Genomic DNA, 16,696 nt, shown 5'->3' on the forward strand with positions numbered 1-16,696 from the left:
CTAGGACCTCCCTGTCTGTGACTTCAAGCCGCCGCTCGTCGAACCAGACTCTGCGCTTTGTCCACCTGTTGATCCATAGCTGCTCTCTTGTCGATCCGTGTTTCGGTTCGAACGTCCATTCGACCTTTGCTCTGCCCAGCTATCCACGACATCATCCTCACTTTCAAGCTGCTGATCAATGGATTGAACCGAGCTCCCGCTTGCCTTTGATGCAGCAGCCTGCTGGAACGCCTGACTATTCTGTACAGAACCGAATATGAGAAACATAGAAAATGCACCGCATGCTGCCAACTGCCATTTCAACGCTTTGGACTGCTTCATAAACCCTTTCACCTTCCCTCTCTGGGATTTGCTTCTTAATTAAGCAGAGTATATCGCGCTACTCTGAAGCTCAGGTTAAACAAACATAAAAATACGATTAGACTTGCCGCTTCGGCGAGTCTAATCGTATTTGTCGATCATTATGGCAATGAAGAAGCATCATTCATGCGGTCAATGAGGATTATTTTTGCAGATTGCAAATAATAATAATAATCATTGTCAATGCTGTTAGAGAGTAGTTAGTCGTGTTCATCTCATCCGAGCAACAACACCTTCGGCGTCCTTTAAGACGCTGAAGCAGCTTTTGACGGTGAAATATAAGCCCTTTATAAGCGAACAAACTTATAAATTCTTATATTTTAAGAAGAATCGCCTGACGGCCTCCTTACTATAGACGCCATCGTTTCTGCGAAACGTATAGAGAAAGGATGAGTAAAATCATATCCTTTCCTATACGTCAAAAAAGCTGACTGTACCCATTCTCGCTGATGGTTGAACGCTGCGACCTTTCCTTTACCATAAAACAGAGGTGAGTATTACACATGATGAATCAGAGCTCAGATGTCACTAAAAAGCATCGTCAGTATAAACAAACAGGAGCCCGCACAACGGAAAGACGCTTGGCGGGCAAACACTATTTCGGCCGCGGCGGTATTAAGTTTGCACTATTGAAGCTCCTGAGCGGACAGCCTATGCACGGCTACCAAATCATGAAGACATTAGAGGAGCAATCCGGCGGGCTATACCAGCCAAGCGCAGGCTCCATCTATCCCACGCTTCAATTGCTTGAAGCAAGCAGCTTTATTGCCATTTGTACGGAGGACAACGGTAAAAAGGTGTACCGCATAACAGAGCAGGGGCGCTCAGCCTTACTGCTGCTTACGGATAAATCAAGAGGCAAGGAAACTCAAGCGGCTCACCTCACACCTGACGAGCAGTCGTTCCGACATGCGAAGATATGTCGAAAGCTAGCCCTTTCAACCGAATCTTATGATTTATTCTGCTTAGTAACAAGGGCAGAACAGGAAGCCTTTGCGAGTAAGGAACGAACGGAGCTGTTGCAGAGACTGCTAAGTGAGCAGCATCACCAGCTCAGCGCTTTTCTAGCTAACGGAGAGACCCTCACTCGGCATTAATCCGGCAAAGTATGATGGCAAAAAAAAAGATTACGCGCAGTCTCTTTGCCAGAGATCCACGGGTAATCTTTGTTATCCTTTAATGCGCAGAGTCATGAGAGACATGCTGCTTATTGAGCCCGACACTGACTTGATTGTCAGAGTGGTTATGATTATGTCCACGCCCCATAAACGGCCACCAGTTGGCCGCACCGAACGTCCGAACCATAACGGGAATAAATAAAGGAAGCATCAGCAGCGCATACATAAACAATCCGCAAAGCACGATTGTTGCGATTTGCAAGAGCGACATAACGCCCGAAGGGAGCATCGCCGCAAACGTACCGCCAAGAATAACGGCTGCAGACATGATGACCGTCCCCATGTTCTTCATCGCTTCAAGAATAGCTTGCTGAGGCGATAGATGGCGATATTCTTTAAAACGATCCATTAAGAAAATACTATAGTCTATGCCAAGCGCAACCAGCATAACGAAGCCGAAGAACGGCACCGCCCAGCTAATGCCTGACTGTCCGAGTATTCTTACGAATATAACCTCTGCGATTGCAAGCGATGAATAGAAGGTCACCAGCAAGGACGCGACCATATAGAGCGGCATCACGATGGAGCGGAACAAGATGATTAAGATAATCGAAATACCGATCAACATAAGAATGACTGTGCGTGAATAGTCTGCGTTCGATATGTTTCTCAAGTCATTGTTCATGCTGGTAACGCCGCCGATTGCCACCTCAGCGCTGCTGTATTCCGTACCTTGAAGACCTCTTGTAACAGATGCCTCAAGCCCATCGATTTCGTTCATCGTTTCCTGCGCGTAAGGGTTACCGCTAAATACTACATCGAATTTCGCCGTTTGACGGTCCTCTGACATGTACACGTTAAGCGCCGCCCCAAACTCCTCAGTCGCGATAGCATCCGCTGGAATATACCAGCCAGACATTTGCTTATTCGGCGCTTCAGAAAGTCCATTCAAGTAACCGCTGGCAGAGGCCAGCCCATCCGTAACCTGAGTTAAACCGTCAACACTCTGATCAAGTCCGCTCGTAAGCTCGCCAAGCTGATCGTTTAACGATGCAAAGCCCGTCTGGAGCTCCTTCTGTCCGTCAGAGAGAGCGTCGAAGCCCTGCGTAACACCAGGAAGCTTCGACACAATTTGTCCTTGGCCTGCCGCAGCCTGTGAAATACCTTTCTCAAGCTCAGCCATACCAGCGGCCAGCTTGCCTAGTCCGGATGCAAGCGACGATTGACCTTCCGTTGCCTGTAGAAGCCCAGCATTCGCTTGCGTCATGCCTCCGGATACACCGGATAGCTGAGCGCTGAGCTCAGTCAGTTGACCGCTGATACCTGCTGCTCCCAATTGAAGCTGACCCAGCGTACTAAGCGCCTCTTGGAACTGTTCGTCATTCTGAAGCTCCGGGTAGCTACCTTGCACCCCTGTCAAGCTTTTCTCGACCCCAGACAATCCGTTAGCAAGCTTCGCTTGCTCCGAAGCAATGGTCGAAAATGCATCTGTCAGCTTGCCAAGCCCGCCGCCTAACTGTTCGTAGCTGGCAAGCAATTGACTGCTTGCGCCAGCCAACTGCTTTGCACTTGATTCGGCTTGCTTCAATCCCTCACTCAGCTCGCTTGCACCAGCCGAACCGTCCACCAAGCCTTGCTGAATCTGCTTGAGACCAGCGCCCAACTGCACGATTCCGGCCTTCAGCTCATTAGTACCATCAACAAGCTTCCCTGCGCCGTCAACTGCTTCATTAAGCTTTGGCGCATTTTCACTTAGAGCACTGCTTGCCTCAGTTAGTCCATCTCCAATCTTACCCAGGCCGTCTCCACTTTGGCCTAGACCATCCTCAAGCGTTGTAACCTGATCAGATACGAGGAATTGCTCCATGACATCGCCAGTCGGCCTCGTCGCACTGCGAACCGCCTTTACGCCTGCCGTATTGGCGAGTTCACGGCTAACCTGCTCCAGTGCAGCAAGCCCCTCGGGCGTATCGAGTGGTTTATCCGTCTTCACAATAACAGTCGTCGGCAAAGAATCACCAGGTCCGAAGCTATCCGAAATAATGTTGAATGCTTTAACCGAATCGTATTTGTCCCCAATCTCGTCAAGCGAGTTAAAGGAGATTGTACCTTTATAAGCCGTAAGAAAAGGAACGATGATAACAGCCAATATGAGGAGCGCCCATACAGGTCGTTTCAAAGAAAATTTGCCGACGGTTCCCCATAGCTTGCTCGGTTTGTGCTCCAGAGAGCCCTTGGCGGGCCAGAACAGTTTGGTACCGAGAACAGCCATGAAAAACGGTACGATCGTAAACAGAGCAAGAAGCAGCACCGCTACCCCGACTGCTACCGCTACCGCTGAGCGGTATAGCATGAAGGTAGAGAATCCGATAGCAGAGAAACCGACCAGCACCGCAAGTCCAGAGAATAGAACGGTTCTGCCTGCTGTGCGATAGGTTTGAATAATCGCTTGCGTCTTGTCGCCATCGCTATGTGTCAGCTCTTCCTTGAAGCGACTGATAAGCAAGATACAATAATCCGTACCGATGCCGAACAAGACAGCAACAAGAAAGATCTGCGTGAAGTTCGAGAGCGGAAAGTCGAAAGAATCGACTAAGAATGCCACCACCGATTGTGTAGTCAAATAAGTAAAGCCAACCGCTACAAGCGGTACGATTGGCGCAATAGCCGAACGGAATACAACAAACAGGATAATGAGGATAAACCCCAGCGTGATGAACTCTGTTTTCTTGAGTCCTTCCTGTGAGCTTTGTACAACATCCTCAGAGATCAGCCAATTTCCAGTGTAATAGTGTTCGACCTCTACATCCGCTATGGCTTCGTACAGACCATCTCTCAGCTCCGAGAGCTGACGGTCTCCCGCTTCGACGTTAACCAGCGCCAGAACGGTACTGCCATCCTCGGATACCATTTGCTCCTCCAACTCTTTGGTGTCGAAGTGGGTCGTTACAGACAGTACCCCAATAGCTTCCGACTTGCTTTTCAGCTCGTCTATACCAGCCTTTACTTCAGCCAGATCCGCCTCAGACATACCGCCGTCACGATGGAATACAAGGACGGTAGCCATTCCGCTGCTCGCACCTGTACCATCAGTCCCGCCGATTGCTGCCTCCAATTCATTTGCAAGGGTGGAAGAATAGCCTTCCGGTACGTTCACCTGCCCTTTCGTACGAACAAGCTCCTCCATATTCGGCGCTGTGATCATTAAGCCCGCTGCTACCGCCACCCATAGCGCCAGTACAAGCCATCTAAATTTCAGTATGGTTCTCATCTCTGTTCTCCCTTCAATATGAATATAACTATGATTGCATCATGCCCTTCGCCAGCTTCTCGAAGGTTTCAATAAAACCAATCGCTTCCTGCTCGCTGAACGGTTCAATATATTTGGCAAGCAATACATCAATCTTATCGTTCATATGGTCGCATATTTGCCGGCCTTCCTCAGTAAGCGCTAAATAAATGACACGGCGATCCTTCTCATCCGGCAGCCTCTGAATAAGGTTTTTATCAAATAGCCGTGTAACAATCGCGGTGATCGAGCTCTTGCCTACACAGAAAATATCCGCCAGCTCAGAAGAGGTGCTTCTATTATGTAATTGTAAGTACCTCAGTGTAGATAATTGGTCAACTGTAAGATCCTCTGGCATAAGCTCGCGGAACATCGCATTCAACCGGCGGTTGACGAGGAAATGCGCTGCCTCGTAACGATCAATAATGTCTTTCAGCATCGCTTGTTCCAAGATGATAACCTCCCTTTCCATGATGCCAATAGAAATAACATCAAAATAATTCTACTATCAAATAGTTCGATAGTAGAACTATATCAGAAGGGGCAGAGCATTTCAATCCTTCAGCTCTGTACATTTTAAGACCAAAGACAATTACCCTAGATAATGTGCGCACCACAACATTATTCAAAATAAACGTTCACACGAACAGCTTCATAAGTTTTACATACAGCGGATTCACCATATACCCAGTCGGGCTTATCGAATATCTTGTCCCTGAATCCAATCGAAGGATTCGGTCCATTTCTATATCGGTCAGCTCAAAATCGAATATATCTCTATTTTCCTGGATCCTTCGCGTATTCGAAGACTTAGGGATTACAATAATATTCCGTTGCAGGTGCCAGCGCAAAATGATTTGCCCTACCGATCTTTTGTGATGATGGGCGATTGCAGTAAGCTCCGGATGCTCCAAGAGTTTCTTGTTTCCTTGTCCTAGCGGCCCCCAAGCCTCATGCAAAATATGATGTTGAACCAAATAATCATGCAATGCATGCTGCGGAAATTCCGGATGGGTTTCAATTTGATTGATCATCGGTGGAATCGCACCATGCTTCATGAGATTTTCCAAATGCAGAATTTCAAAGTTCGCAACACCGATTACTTTGATTTTCCCCTCTATGTATAGCTCCTCCATCGCTTTCCATGCTTCTATATAATGAGGACCTGCAAAGTGAATCAAATACATGTCGAGATACGTGACGTTTAGCTTCCTACAGGTTTGTTCAAACGCTATTTTCGTCTCGAGATAACCGAGATCCGTCGTCCATACTTTAGACGTTATGAAAAACTGTTCCCGAGGAATTCCACTTTTGTAAATCTCCCGCCCCAGCGCTTCTTCGTTCCCATAAATTTTTGCTGTGTCGAAATGACGATAGCCAGCTCGAATTGCTTCGCTGATCGCTCTTTCAAATGGTTCTCCTTTAGCCATTTTATACACACCAAATCCCAATTGTGGAATGGGTACACCGTTCACCGCCTTAATCGTTTTGTTCAATTTCTTTCTCTCCCTCCGAAAAGCTATTCGCATTGCGAAAGCGCGTTCTCGATTACATATGTTAAATTTTTTAACAGTTTGAGCTTACTTTTGGCGTCCAGACGGTAGTAATTAATAGCACCTTCTTTACGAACGCTTATGATTTCAGCTTCCTTCAATATTTTTAGATGATGGGATACAGCAGGACGAGACAGGTGGGTCTTCTCTTTAATCTCCCCTACGCGCATGCCAGGATGTTGCTCCGTCAAAGTTCCTATAAACGAATAAATTTGCTTTAATACGAGTTTGAGATACATGGATGTAAGTTTATTCGCTTCTCACAGCGTCGAATAAATGGAATATTATTCATATAAAAAGGAGGATCCTGAGTGGTTTTGTCGAATTATAGGAGAAAATATAAGTGTTCAGGAGGCAGCAGGTGGGTAACACATGGTTTAAACAGTCACAGACACAACTAACGATGGTTTGCGCAATTGCTTTTCTCGCACTTCTTGCACTAGTGTCCGAGCTCCTTTCATTTCCATTCTCATACGGAATTTCCTTTACCTGCACAAGCTTGTTTGTCCTACTGATGTTACGCTTGTTTGGATTATGGCCTAGCCTCTTAACTGCGGGTCTCATCTTATCTATCAGCATATTTCTGTTTGACCAGCCCCTTTACCACTCCATTCTATTCCTTGAAGTTTTATTAGTCGGCTTGCTCTTGCGAAGGTACAAGCAGCATTTGTTCAGCTTAGATTCCTTATTCTGGATTCTGGTTGGCATTCCGCTCATCTTCTTCTTATATGCTAAGGATTCCCTGCTAAACGCAACGGATCTGCTGCTTATTACGGTCATGATCGCGATGAATGGTCTATTTAATTCCCTCTTCGCGGAAATTATTGATCACTATTTCCCATTGCGCCGCTGGGCCGGATTATCACAAGAAGGAAAAGAACCCCGTTCCTTCCGCAAAGTGCTGTTTCATTTCTCATTCGGCATCGTATTCGTTTCTTTTCTGCTTAATATCTTCTTGAACAGTTTAAGCTCTTTCAAAGAAGTTACTTTATATGCCCAGGGAATATCCTCCATTGAAGCGCAGCGCCTTATGGAAGCATGGGATACGTGGCTCGCATCCGAGCCGTTTCTCATGCTTACCGAAGCGGAGAAGACGGAAGAGCAGATTCTTTTCTTCCAACGACTAATGGCTGAAAACCCTGAAGGCTTTCGATTGTACGTCACCAATAAGGATGATTTCATCCTAGCATCCAATCAGCTTGAGTCTAAGGGAGAGCAGTATGATTGGCGCAACAGCCGCAAAGTGACTGCAATTAACAGTCATCTGTCCTTGACCATCCCGAGCGAGCCCAGGCATATTATGAAGCTCCGCACCTGGCATGAAGGACTGTTCGTCTATACCGAAGATATACGTTTCACTGACTGGAATATCTTTCTTGAGGCACCAATTAAAAACTACCAGAGATATCTTTTCTCCAAATACTTTACACATTTCTTCTATTTGATCGGACTCTCCGGCTTCACCGCCGCCTTGGCCTTCATCATTAACCGTTCGCTGTCGCAGAAACTACTGCACCTTACCGAGGCGACAACGAACCTGCCGCTCAAGCTGCATCAAATGAAAAATGTAGACTGGCCGAGCAGCAGCATCGTAGAAATTCATTCCTTGATTGCGAACTTTAAGGATACGTCCACAAACTTGATTCACATGTTTCAAGAGTCGCAGCAAAGTAATGTACAGCTTGAGACGCAGGCCTTCATGCTCCTGCAATCCGAGGAACGACTGAATCAGCTCGCTTATTACGATATGTTGACCGGCTTGCCCAACAGACATAAATTCACCATATACTTGCAGGACTTGATTGCTCTTTATGACACCAGCAAGCAGCCTATCGCTGTTATGTACGCGGATGTGAACCGCTTCAAGCAAATAAACGACACGCTTGGACATGCCGTCGGCGACGAACTGCTGCGAATGGCCGCGGAGCGTTTTAAGTCTGCCATGCTTAATGACTGTACCGTATTCCGACTTGGCGGCGATGAATTTGTTTTTGTAGGACATTATGAGAACGAAGAAATGGCTGCCGCCAATGCACAAGCTGTCGTCGATTCCTTCCATAACCCCTTCTCAATTGAAGGCACCTTGCTCTTCCTGACTGTAAGTGTAGGAGTCAGCTTGTATCCGCAGGATGGCGAGCATATGGATACGATCATACGCAATGCAGACATCGCTATGTACAACGCCAAAGAACAGGGCGACGGCTGCTACCGTTTCTATCAGCCTACACTTGTTTCTGCCATGACGGAAAAAATGCAGATTGAGAACGGACTTTACAACGCGCTGCAGCAGAATCAATTATCCTTGTATTACCAGCCTAAAGTTATTGCTGCTACAGGTGAGCTCAGCGGCATCGAGGCGCTTATTCGCTGGCATCACCCGGAGCTTGGCATGGTTCCGCCGGATAAATTTATTCCGCTTGCAGAAGAATCAGGATTTATACTTGATATTGACAGCTGGGTATTCCGAGAAGCCTGCCGTCAGAATAAAGCCTGGCAGGACGAAGGCTTGCAACGAGTGTGTGTCTCCGTAAACATCTCAGCGAGACATTTCTATCAAGGAAATTTAAGCGAAATGATTACCCAAGTGTTGAGCGACACGGGGCTTGAGCCTCAATACGTAAGTCTGGAGATTACCGAGGGCGTATTTATGCAAAATATAGAGCAAGTCATCGAGACTATTCTTTACCTTAGAAGTTTGGGCATCCAAATTTCCATCGATGACTTCGGTACGGGCTTCTCTTCCTTGAACCAGCTGCAGCGGCTGCCTATATCGGATGTAAAGCTGGATCGCTCCTTTATACAAGGCATTACGAATGACGAAAAAAAGTCCTCGATTGTTAAAGCAATTATAGAACTCGTTCACAGCATGAACATGCGCGTCATTGCAGAAGGTGTAGAGACGGTAGAGGAATCTAAGTTCTGTACCGATTTGCACTGTGACGAGCTGCAGGGCTACTTATTCAGCAGGCCGATTCCTCCCAAGGAATTTGAGCAGATGTTGAGAAAGACCGTTTAAATCATAAAGGAGCTGTCTCTAGGTCAGTGACCTTAAGAGACAGCTCCTTTGAACATGCTGCTACCATTCATGTTGTGTTACTATTTGTTCGATTATGCTTCTGAAGCAGCCGCTTCTGCTGGTTGCTTATCATTAGCAGCTCTATCCGGACGCTCGCCGCCGCGAGGGCCTTTACCACCAGAACCGCCTTTGCCGCCTTCCGGCGCTTTCAGCTCGCCATTTAGTTGCTTCGTAACGCGTTCAACCACTTCGGCAAGCTTCGCATCATACTCCGCTTGCGTAATCGTTCCAGCCGCAAGCTCAGCTGCTAGCTTCTCCTTCTTATCCTTTACCTGCAAATCGATGAGTGTCTGTAAAGCTACACCCTTCTCCGCCGCTAAAGACGCCAGCGTTTTGCCTGCTTCCAGCTCTGTCTTCAGCACATCCTCCGTCACGCCAAGCGCCGCTGCCAGCTCATCGAGATTCCGCTCGAAACCTCCGCCTTTGCCGCGCTGCGGCAGCACGCCATTCACATGCTGAGTTGCACGTTCAACCGCTTTATCGAACTTGTCATTATACTGCTCCTGCGTGATCGTACCAGCCGCAAGCTCAGCTGTCAGCTTCGCCTGCTCATCCTTTACCTGCAGATCGATGAGCGTTTGTACAGCTACACCTTTCTCCGTTGCCAAGGCAGCCAGCGTTTTACCTGCTTCTATCTCCGATTTAAGTACATCCTCTGTCACGCCAAGCGCCGCTGCCAGCTCAGTTAAATTCACGCTCAAGCCATGTCCTTGCTTGCCAAAGAAGAATCCCTTGGAATCAAGTAGTTTCTCTGCTGCAGCCGAAGCATCCAACTTCACAGGCTGCTTGTCCGTATTGGTCGTTGTGCCGTCCGATTGCTTAGCCGGCGCTGCCGCTTCTGCCGCCTCCAGCCACTCGACTAACTTCGTTTTGAGCTCAGCTCTTGTTTTTCCTTGCGCCACTGCAACCTCTGATAATGTTGCGGATTCCAGTTTCGTTTGAAGCGTCTGCTCATCCAGCGCTAAGTATTCTAGCAATTGTGTCTGTATTTGATCAAAGCCGCGTCCGAATCCGCCTCGTTTGCCTGCGTGATCCTTGCCCGCTTTGCTGTTATCTGTCTGCGCACCCTGCTCCAGCTGTTTGTCTGTGCTGCTTGCTGCATTTACATATTGGCTTGCCCAAAGTCCGCCGCCTCCAAGCGTTAGTGTAAGCGCGATTGCGCCTGCTGTTATTGCTTTTGCTTTTGCCTTCATCATTGTTTCTTCCACCTCTCTACTTCGATTTGTTGTTGCAAGTCTATCATAGCCTTTAATACTTAAAGCTCCTTTAAGCCCCGCTGAATGTTACCTGAATGTGTATACGACGAGTCTGCCTATAGGCACAACACTTTTCTAACAGTAAGCCCCGCATTTATCTAATCTTTCATTGTTAATATAGTTACAATTGCTTCGATAGGCTTAGTTAAAAAATGGGCAAATATTCCTCTTCATTTTTCGACATTTTTCGACGATAACTTATCTTATCTTATCATTATGAGGTGTGGTCCGTATGAAACGTATCAAAGACAGAAGTTTAGTCGTAACCAGCTCCATTGTTCTTGCACTGCTGCTAGTTATGGTTATTGGCATCACCGAATACCTTTCCTACAACACGCAAAAAAAAGCTTATCTCTCTGAAATCGAACGGATGGGAGAAACGCTAAGCTACCAGGTCGAAGCTGGTCATGATCTGTTAACCTTCGGCTACAACGAGATAACCGCTGGAGGAGAAACGAGCAACGAGATGTTCGAGAGGTTCAAGCTGCAGCTGGACGTTATGATTAAAAATGACATTGTCTCCAATGCATACGTGTATATGCCTGATATTATTGAACGGGACGGCAAGCAATTTCTCAAGATGATGCAAAGCAATGAAGCGCTCAATGCGGAAGGCCTCGGACCAGGAGACGATTATCCGATGACACCCGGCTTTGCTGCCGACGTACAAACTGTGCTTGAAAAAGGGAGCGTCGTCACGGAGCCAGTCGTTGATGACTACGGCCAATGGGTTTCCTATTTAACACAGGTTAAAGATCCTAGCGGCAAGGTGCTCGGGATTTTTGGAATTGATATCGATTACACACAAATTAACAAGGCGATGCAAGAGATGCTATGGCAGAGCATTGGAATTGCTGCTTTGCTATCAGCTATTGCTGTCCTAATCATTGTATATTTGATTCGCTTAGTACTGAAGCCGCTCAAACGGCTTGCCGAGGTATCCTCCTTGGCTGCCAAAGGCGACTTGACACTTGCGGTTCCCGTTAAAGGCGGGAATGAGATTGCACAAGTATCGTTCGCCTTCAACGAAATGATTGCAAGCCTTCGTCAGCTCACAAGCGATATCCGCATCACCTCCGACGAGGTTGCTGGATCGGCATTTAACATGCAGCAAAGCGCCGAGCAAACCTCACGTGCAACGGAAGAGGTCACAGAGGCCATTCAAGAGGTAGCCTCTGGCTCAGACACGCAGCTGCAGAGCTTCCAAGAATGCCAGCGCGCCATGACAGAGATGACTATCGGTATTCAGCGCATCGCAGAGTCTTCTTCATCCGTATCCGAGCTCGCAGCAGATACGACTGCGCTCGCAACGGAAGGCGAGGCCGTCATCGAAGAGACGCTGCTGCAGATGCAGACTGTCGAAGCCAACGTCGTTGCCACTGTATCTACGCTGCATGAATTAAAGGATCAAAGCGACAAAATCGGCGGCATTCTCGCTTTAATTGGTGAGGTTGCGAACCAAACGAACCTGCTTGCGCTTAACGCTTCTATTGAAGCAGCGCGTGCCGGCGAGCATGGCAAAGGCTTCGCTGTCGTTGCCCACGAGATTCGCAAGCTGGCGGAGCGCTCTAAGGATTCATCGGAGCAGATTGGCACCATCTTGCACAGCATCGGCAGCCAAACGGCCGCTGCTGTTGCAGCCATGGAACAATCGGTGGAAGCCGCGCGTGCCGGGTCGAAGGTGTCCAGCCATGCCGGCGAATCATTCCGCTCCATTGTATCGTCTATACGCGATGTATCCAGTCAGGTTCAAGAGGTTTCCGCTGCTTCGGAACAAATGTCCGCAGGCAGCGAGCAAATCGCTGCCTCTCTCGATGAGTTGGAAGTTATAACGGCTAGTACTGCCGGCAACTCACAGCGCGTTGCCGCCGCTTCGGAAGAACAGCTCGCCTCCATGCAGGAGGTTGCCAGCTCCTCCGAGCAGCTCCGCAACCTAGCCGCAAGCTTGAATGAAGCGATCGGCAAATTTAAAAACTAAGCGTAAACGACTTTAGCCGTCATCTGGCGGCTAAAGTTAACGTTTCGCTTAGAAGGATAGAGAAAGCTTTCAAAATGATATTCTTTTCTGTATTTGAAAAAACGGCTAAGCGGAATCTATCCGCTTAGCCGTTTTTATACACCTCTATCCTTACGCTGGCAAAGCCCCTCCGAGCTGCAACTGGTACATCGCAAAATATTTGCCGCGCTGCTCCATCAGCTCATCATGATTGCCACGTTCCACGATGACGCCGCGATCAAGTACAAGAATTTGATCGGCATTGCGTATCGTAGACAGTCGATGTGCGATGACAAATGTCGTTCTGCCCTTCTTGAGTACATCAAGCGCCGCTTGAATAATCGCTTCCGTCTCCGTATCGATACTAGCCGTTGCCTCGTCGAGAATGAGAATCGCTGGATCGTAAGCAAGCGCCCTTGCGAATGATATGAGCTGCCGTTGACCGGCCGAGAGCGTACTTCCCTTCTCGATTACCGGTGCATCTATGCCGCCCTGAAGCTGGCTGAACATGTCGTACGCTCCTACGTCACGAAGCGACTGCTCGATTCGTTCCCGACTGATCGCCGGATTATCCAGGCTAATGTTGGATGCGATCGTTCCCGTGAACAGGAATGGATCTTGTAGAACAATGCCCATATGCTGGCGAAGCAGCTGCTTCGGCATATTACGAACATCCTGACCATCTACAATAATCTTGCCTTCATTCGTATCATAGAAGCGGAACAGCAAATTGAGTATCGAGCTTTTGCCTGAACCCGTGTGACCGACAAGCGCTACCGTCTCACCCTGCCGAGCATGGAAGGAAATGTGCTTCAACACGTATTCATCCTGCTTGTAAGCGAAGGATACATCCTCGAACTTCACATCGCCCTTGTACCGCTCCATTTTGCCTGAGACTACCTCAATTCCTTCCTCATCCATCAGCTTAAATACCCGTTCTGCCGATACGCGTGCTGTCTCGAGATTCGACAGCTGGTTGACGATACCGACAATTGGCGCGAACATCCGGTTCATATAATCCACGAATGCATAAAGCACGCCTACCGAGACTGCACCTCTGAGTGAATCTCCCCAGAACATCCAAAGGACGATAATAAACAAAATGTTCCGTACAACATTCACGAGGTTGTGAGACGTTATCGAATTCAAACTAAGCAGTTTGTTCTGATACCTGTAATAATGCTCGTTCATTTCCTCGAATTCCTTCGTCGTTTCCTTCTGACGTCGGAATGCTTGGATGATCGTCATCCCTTGTATCGATTCGTTGATCATTCCATTAATCTCGCTCAGCTTCGTTCTAATAATACGATTATAGCGTGCAGCGAATTTGCGATAGACGATAATCCAAACAATCAGAATCGGCACAAGCGGAAGCGCCACCAGCGCCAGCTTCACATCAAGTAGAAACAATGCTCCATAAATAGCTGCCATATAAATCGTACCTGTGAAGAAGTTGGCAAGCACCGATACATAAAGCTCTCGAATCGCTTCTGTATCATTCGTTACGCGGGAGACAACTTGACCGGCAGACAGATTGTCATAATAACTGACCGGCAGACGCTGCGTATGTGCGAAGATATCGGAGCGCATCTTGCGTACGATGCGATTCGCTGATGTTTGAAGCATAAGTCGCTGTCCGTAAGTGAAGACAGCAACCAGCAGCAAAAACCCAAAATACATGAGCGCCAGCTTCATTAATGAAGGAAACTCTGGCTGATAGAATGCGTACAGCTCATCTTTCGTCAGCTTCGCTACGGGATAGGTGACACTCTCACCCGTTTCCTTGTTCGTGACAGTCAGCGTGCTGCCATCGACCACCCGTTTGCCGCCTTCGGATGCAAGCGCATCGTTGAGCCAATAGAAGCTTCTACCAACCTGGAGGACGCGAACCTCTTTGCCCTTCTGCTCATAAGCGTCTGCCGCGAAGTGGTCCTCCCGCTTATACCAATTATCTTTATAAAGAACGGCGAAGTCCTGCTCGCCCTTAACCTCATGCCATTTTTTCTCGATGCCGAGAATGTTTTGGTCAATCATTCGCTTCGCGATCAAAGGGCCTGCCAGCTCAGCGCATACGGCAAGTATGAGCAGCAGCAGCGCAAGCATAATCGGCTTTTTATAAAGCATGGCGTATTGAAACAATCGTTTTCCTGTATGACCCATTGCTCTTCACGCCTCCCATTTATTACGTTTCAATAATAGCCTCTAGCTGCTGGCGATCGTACTGCTCGCGGTACCAGCCGCCGCTCTCAAGCAGCTGCTCATGCGTGCCTTCCTGTACGATTCGTCCATCATCTAAGACGATAATCCAATCGGCATGCTGCACAGCAGATAAACGATGCGTCGTAATAAGCGTCGTCTTACCCGCTCTTTCCGTGCGGATACCCTCGATAATCTCAGCCTCGGTCTTGCCGTCTACAGCAGACAAGGCATCATCCATCAGCAGTATCTCCGGATCGGCGATGAGCGCGCGAGCAATGCTGACGCGCTGCTTCTGCCCGCCGGACAGCGCTACGCCACGCTCGCCCACCATCGTCGCCAGCCCGTCAGGAAGGAACTTAATGTCCTTCGCGAATGAAGCCCGCTCCAGCGCTCGCTGAAGATCGGCTTCGGTACCTTCCCTTAGACCGAAGAAAATATTTTCTCGGATCGACTTGGAGAATAGGATTGGCTGCTGGGGCACATAGCCGATCCAGCCTAGCAAATCTTCGATTCTCAAACAGTCCAGGCTCGTGCCGGATATACTGATCTCACCCCGTCCAAGCGGGTATTCACGAAGCAGCTGCTTCAGAAGCGTCGTCTTGCCGCTCCCTGTCCGTCCTACAATTCCTAGCGTCTGACCTTGTCTTAGCGTAAAGGATACGTTCGTTAGATTATCAACCGCAGAGGATGGATAACGGAACGTAACATCGCGGAACTGCAAGGAGGACGGCTCCTCGACAGGCACAATCTTGCCAGCGTCTGCAACATCCGGCTTGTAACCGAGCGTCTCGCTGACGCGATCCAGAGAAGCATTGCCTCGCTGCATAATATTAATCAGCTCGCCAATTGCGAACATTGGCCAGATCAGCATCCCTAGAAAGACGTTGAAGGAGACCAATTCACCGAGCGTAATTTCATTATGGAATACGAGATAGCCTCCATAGCAGAGACCGATCAAATAACTCGTTCCAACGAGTATTTTCATTGTGGGCTCGAACAACGCGTCAATACGCGCGACCGCTATATTTTTTTGGAGCACATCATTCGTTTTGGCGCCGAAACGCGCCTCGCTCGCTTCTTCCTGCACGAAGGCTCGGATGACGCGAACACCAGAGACAGATTCAAGCACTTGATCGTTCAAATCACCGAATGCATCCTGTGCATCCATGAACCGCTCGTGAATTTTTTTGCCATAATGCTTCATAGCCAGTGCCATAAGCGGCAAAGGCAGCAATGCGGCAAGTGTAAGCTTCACGCTTATCAGTCCTGCCATAACAATAAGAATCGTAATCATAAACAGCGTCGAGTCAACCAATGTCAGAATGCCGAAGCCGGCTGTTGTCGCCACCGCTCCCAAATCATTCGTTGAACGCGCCATAAGGTCGCCCGTTCGATTACGCTCATAGAAAGTTGGAGTCATCCGCAGGAAATGTCCCATTAAACGTGACCTGAGCAGCTTCTCCAGCACGAACGCCCCGCCAAACAGCTTATAATGCCATATGTACGTAATGACATATCCAACCACCGTCAGTGCAATCCAGCCGTATAGTATGCGGTTGAAATCTGGCTGCCCCAGTAAATCCTGTTGAATGCCATCGATCGTGTAGCCAAGCAGCCAAGGGGGAATGACATCAATAAATCCCGTTATAATCAAAAGCGTAATCGCGACAGAATATCGCTTCCAATTCAACTTGAAAAACCAGCTTAATTTTTTGAGTACACTAAACATATTTCTCTACCACACCTTCCGCTATCCATCCCTTGCTTCGTTACCCTTTAATTGAAACCCGCAGCATCCTTCAACCCATAGCAGTTACCTGTATTGCAGCATATCTTCTCCTATATTTGA

General features: G+C 48.2%; 10 protein-coding genes and 1 pseudogene. 3 read left to right on the forward strand and 8 right to left on the reverse strand.

The window, feature by feature from the left end; translation table 11 throughout:
* Entirely contained in the window at positions 1-321 is a 321-nt protein-coding gene (locus FGT79_RS16035) for a hypothetical protein (protein WP_138753829.1), read from the reverse strand.
* 542 nt (positions 322-863) lie between these two features.
* Between FGT79_RS16035 and FGT79_RS16040 the strand changes: the two genes are divergently transcribed.
* Positions 864-1,457 (forward strand): PadR family transcriptional regulator, encoded by a 594-nt coding sequence (locus tag FGT79_RS16040; RefSeq protein WP_138753830.1) that lies wholly within the window; start codon positions 864-866, stop codon positions 1,455-1,457.
* 79 nt (positions 1,458-1,536) lie between these two features.
* Here FGT79_RS16040 and FGT79_RS16045 read toward each other — a convergent pair whose 3' ends face one another.
* The 4 genes and pseudogenes from FGT79_RS16045 to FGT79_RS16060 all read right to left on the reverse strand — a co-directional run.
* Positions 1,537-4,749: an MMPL family transporter gene (locus tag FGT79_RS16045; RefSeq protein ID WP_138753831.1), complete on the reverse strand. Its 3,213-nt coding sequence runs from the start codon at positions 4,747-4,749 to the stop codon at positions 1,537-1,539.
* Positions 4,750-4,777: 28 nt separating this feature from the next.
* Complete coding sequence (locus tag FGT79_RS16050) at positions 4,778-5,218, reverse strand: MarR family winged helix-turn-helix transcriptional regulator (protein ID WP_138753832.1); 441 nt, start codon at positions 5,216-5,218, stop codon at positions 4,778-4,780.
* Positions 5,219-5,405: 187 nt separating this feature from the next.
* Entirely contained in the window at positions 5,406-6,263 is an 858-nt protein-coding gene (locus FGT79_RS16055; RefSeq protein ID WP_281285967.1) for an aldo/keto reductase, read from the reverse strand.
* Positions 6,264-6,286: 23 nt separating this feature from the next.
* Positions 6,287-6,508, reverse strand: a pseudogene (locus tag FGT79_RS16060) (ArsR/SmtB family transcription factor); the annotation flags it as partial.
* A 173-nt stretch (positions 6,509-6,681) separates the two neighbouring features.
* Between FGT79_RS16060 and FGT79_RS16065 the strand changes: the two are divergent.
* Positions 6,682-9,336, forward strand: coding sequence for a putative bifunctional diguanylate cyclase/phosphodiesterase (locus tag FGT79_RS16065; protein WP_138753835.1), 2,655 nt, complete (start codon positions 6,682-6,684; stop codon positions 9,334-9,336).
* Between the two features lie 92 nt (positions 9,337-9,428).
* On the opposite strand, the gene FGT79_RS16070 is transcribed toward FGT79_RS16065, so the two are convergent.
* Entirely contained in the window at positions 9,429-10,592 is a 1,164-nt protein-coding gene (locus tag FGT79_RS16070) for a hypothetical protein (RefSeq protein ID WP_138753836.1), read from the reverse strand.
* Positions 10,593-10,884: 292 nt separating this feature from the next.
* Here FGT79_RS16070 and FGT79_RS16075 point away from each other — a divergent pair, with 292 nt between their 5' ends.
* The gene (locus tag FGT79_RS16075) at positions 10,885-12,630 is read left to right on the forward strand and encodes a methyl-accepting chemotaxis protein (RefSeq protein WP_138753837.1); all 1,746 of its coding nucleotides are present in this window, start codon (positions 10,885-10,887) and stop codon (positions 12,628-12,630) included.
* 150 nt (positions 12,631-12,780) lie between these two features.
* Here the strand turns inward: FGT79_RS16075 and FGT79_RS16080 are convergent, their stop codons facing one another.
* Together FGT79_RS16080 and FGT79_RS16085 are read right to left on the reverse strand one after the other, a co-directional pair.
* Complete coding sequence (locus tag FGT79_RS16080) at positions 12,781-14,808, reverse strand: ABC transporter ATP-binding protein (protein WP_138753838.1); 2,028 nt, start codon at positions 14,806-14,808, stop codon at positions 12,781-12,783.
* A 22-nt stretch (positions 14,809-14,830) separates the two neighbouring features.
* Positions 14,831-16,576: an ABC transporter ATP-binding protein gene (locus FGT79_RS16085; protein ID WP_138753839.1), complete on the reverse strand. Its 1,746-nt coding sequence runs from the start codon at positions 16,574-16,576 to the stop codon at positions 14,831-14,833.
* Positions 16,577-16,696 lie beyond the last annotated feature (120 nt).

Origin of the sequence: Paenibacillus sinopodophylli (assembly GCF_005930355.1) — a bacterium.
Lineage (GTDB): Bacteria > Bacillota > Bacilli > Paenibacillales > Paenibacillaceae > Pristimantibacillus > Pristimantibacillus sinopodophylli.

Coding starts and splice junctions, on each gene's coding strand:
- FGT79_RS16045 (WP_138753831.1), bottom strand. CDS start 4,749: ATGAGAACCATACTGAAATTTAGATGGCTTGTACTGGCGCTATGGGTG.
- FGT79_RS16040 (WP_138753830.1), top strand. CDS start 864: ATGATGAATCAGAGCTCAGATGTCACTAAAAAGCATCGTCAGTATAAA.
- FGT79_RS16085 (WP_138753839.1), bottom strand. CDS start 16,576: ATGTTTAGTGTACTCAAAAAATTAAGCTGGTTTTTCAAGTTGAATTGG.
- FGT79_RS16080 (WP_138753838.1), bottom strand. CDS start 14,808: ATGGGTCATACAGGAAAACGATTGTTTCAATACGCCATGCTTTATAAA.
- FGT79_RS16035 (WP_138753829.1), bottom strand. CDS start 321: ATGAAGCAGTCCAAAGCGTTGAAATGGCAGTTGGCAGCATGCGGTGCA.
- FGT79_RS16075 (WP_138753837.1), top strand. CDS start 10,885: ATGAAACGTATCAAAGACAGAAGTTTAGTCGTAACCAGCTCCATTGTT.
- FGT79_RS16070 (WP_138753836.1), bottom strand. CDS start 10,592: ATGATGAAGGCAAAAGCAAAAGCAATAACAGCAGGCGCAATCGCGCTT.